Below are 2,352 nucleotides of genomic sequence, written 5' to 3'. Positions count from 1 at the left end.
ACAAGGTGTTGCATTATCTTCCCATTTACTCAAAATTAAAAGCAAAATTGTAATGCCGACCTCTGCACCGCAAGCTAAAGTGGATGCGACAAGAGGATATGGTTCTGAAGTTATTTTATACGGTGATACGTTTGATGATGCAAAAGCGAAATGTGAAGAAATTATAAAAGAAACAGGCGAAACATACCTACATCCATATGATGATGTAGAAGTAATGGCTGGCCAAGGAACAATTGGCTTAGATATTCTAGATGATATGTGGGATGTTGATACTGTCATAGTACCTATTGGTGGGGGAGGTATTATTTCAGGAATTGCTGTAGCACTGAAATCATTTAATCCCTCCATTAATATTATTGGGGTTCAAGCTGAAAACGTACACGGTATGAAAGCTTCTTATGATGCTGGAGAAATTGTATCACATTATAATGCCCCAACAATAGCAGATGGTTGTGCAGTTAAAATACCTGGAAATTTAACCTTTGAAATTGTAAAAAAACTAGTAGATGACATTGTAACTGTATCGGAAGAAGAATTAGAAGTAGCGATGAAAGACTTACTGCAACGCGGAAAAGCTGTCGTAGAAGGGGCGGGAGCATTAGCCACAGCCGCTCTTCTTGCAGGAAAAGTTGATAAATATGTAAAGGGTAAAAAAGTAGTAGCGGTTATTTCAGGCGGCAATGTGGATTTAAAACGTATTTCAAGTGTATGTGAGCATTTCTTTGTTGCCAATGAAGTAAAATAATGATTGAGGAATGTATATAATAAGTTGATATTGCTAAAAAAGAGCTAGGATGAAACATCTTAGTTCTTTTTTAGCAATATCAGGATACTATTGAGGCAGAGTTGTCTAAAAACAAACTCTTATACAAGGGGTACCGCCACACATCCATTAACTTAAGGTATATTTTTATACAAAATGCTGTCTTTTCATATAGTTTTTTATTATCTTTTATAGATTTTATAAAAGTAGGCATATCAAATAAACCCTGATGGGCTTCAATTTTTTTACTATGCTACCTGATGAGTAGAAGTGTAGTAAATACAGTGCGAAAGAAGGCTACAGGATCCGAATTAAATCGTCGATTAACTCCCTCCAGACTTAATAAAATTCCTGTTGAAGTTTCTAATTGACTACAAAGTTGAGTAAGAGAGGTAGTAGCGAGTTGTTGATTTAACCATACACACAAAGATAAGAAATGGTGCCCATGGCACTTGCGTATTCGTTTCATTCCGCCTGCTTCTATAGCTGATTGATTAAGTGTAGCGGGAGAAGACATACATCGATATAGCTCTTCGGCAAATAAAGATAACTCTTGTTTTTGATGCATATTCATAAAAAGCACGTCACCCTTTCTCATTAGCATAAGAAAATAGTAACGTGCTTTTAACTTCAAAAATAGTCTAAATCCTTAAGTTGATGGATGTGTGGTGCTATACCTATTAGGAATAGCGCTAGCATTTCGGAAAAAAACACGCTAAGGATTTTCGAGCTAATTTAAATTGTGTTGCATTAATAATTCGTATTGCTCTTAAAATTAAGCAGTTTTATGTTGAAACTGGTTAAATTGATTTTTCTCTGAAAGTAGTCCATACTATAATAGTTCAATAATGAACCGTTTAATGTTGAACTATATAAAAAGAGAGGAAGTTATTACAATGATACAAAAAAATCAGAACCCCGAAAAAGAAGCAGAAGTTGTACAGTCATTTGTAGCAATAAATAAAGAAATAATAAAATTTACAAATCAAAATGCCTCTAGTTTAGGGTTAACAGTACAACAAATGGGAATCTTAAACACAATTTATGTAATTCCTAATATTACTCTTAAAAGTATTTCAGAGCGACTTTCAGTCCCTAAAAGTACAGTGAGTGTAAATGTGGATGAATTAGTTAATTTAGGATTAGTCGAGAGAGAGCCCTCATCAGAAGATCGTAGAGAGAAAAAATTAAAAGTAACAACGAAAGGCCAAGAAACATCAAAAAAATCTATTGAAAATTCTACTTCCTATAAGGCTATGTCATTAGCATTAGAACAACTCCAAGAAACAGAAATTCAAACATTATTACGTATTCATAAAAACTTATTAAATTCTCTACAGCAATTTAATTAATTTATATAAACTATATTTTACGTTTAAACAATCAATAATTTAAACGATTGATTGTTTAAAAATCTAAATTCTTTACGTCCTTGAAATATTAAAGAGCCGTTTAATATTTCAAATTTGCTTAGCGTGGTTTTTTTCTGAAATGCTGATGGTACACCATTCCTATCAACTTAAGAATTCAAGTTTGCCCCAAAACCAAAAAATAAGCTGTTTTGTTACAAGCTAGCACAAAAATTCGTT

General features: G+C 33.1%; 2 protein-coding genes and 1 pseudogene. 2 read left to right on the top strand and 1 reads right to left on the bottom strand.

Translation table 11 applies throughout. The annotated features are described in order from the left end of the window. Positions 1–745, top strand: a 745-nt coding sequence (locus HMPREF2590_RS11545) for a pyridoxal-phosphate dependent enzyme (protein ID WP_070861400.1), incomplete at its 5' end; no start/stop codon positions are given. 283 nt (positions 746–1,028) lie between these two features. Here the strand turns inward: HMPREF2590_RS11545 and HMPREF2590_RS11540 are convergent. Further along, a pseudogene (locus tag HMPREF2590_RS11540) lies at positions 1,029–1,337 on the bottom strand (IS4 family transposase); the annotation flags it as partial. A 322-nt stretch (positions 1,338–1,659) separates the two neighbouring features. Here HMPREF2590_RS11540 and HMPREF2590_RS11535 point away from each other — a divergent pair. Next, positions 1,660–2,115, top strand: a complete 456-nt coding sequence (locus HMPREF2590_RS11535) for a MarR family winged helix-turn-helix transcriptional regulator (RefSeq protein ID WP_000615186.1) — start codon at positions 1,660–1,662, stop codon at positions 2,113–2,115. Positions 2,116–2,352 lie beyond the last annotated feature (237 nt).

Origin of the sequence: Bacillus sp. HMSC036E02, assembly GCF_001836235.1 — a bacterium.
Taxonomy (GTDB): Bacteria; Bacillota; Bacilli; order Bacillales; family Bacillaceae_G; genus Bacillus_A; species Bacillus_A cereus.
This window is presented reverse-complemented; position numbering and strand designations above follow the sequence as displayed.

Bases quoted from the DNA above. Each gene is read 5' to 3' on its own strand.
- HMPREF2590_RS11535 (WP_000615186.1), top strand. From the start codon at position 1,660: ATGATACAAAAAAATCAGAACCCCGAAAAAGAAGCAGAAGTTGTACAG.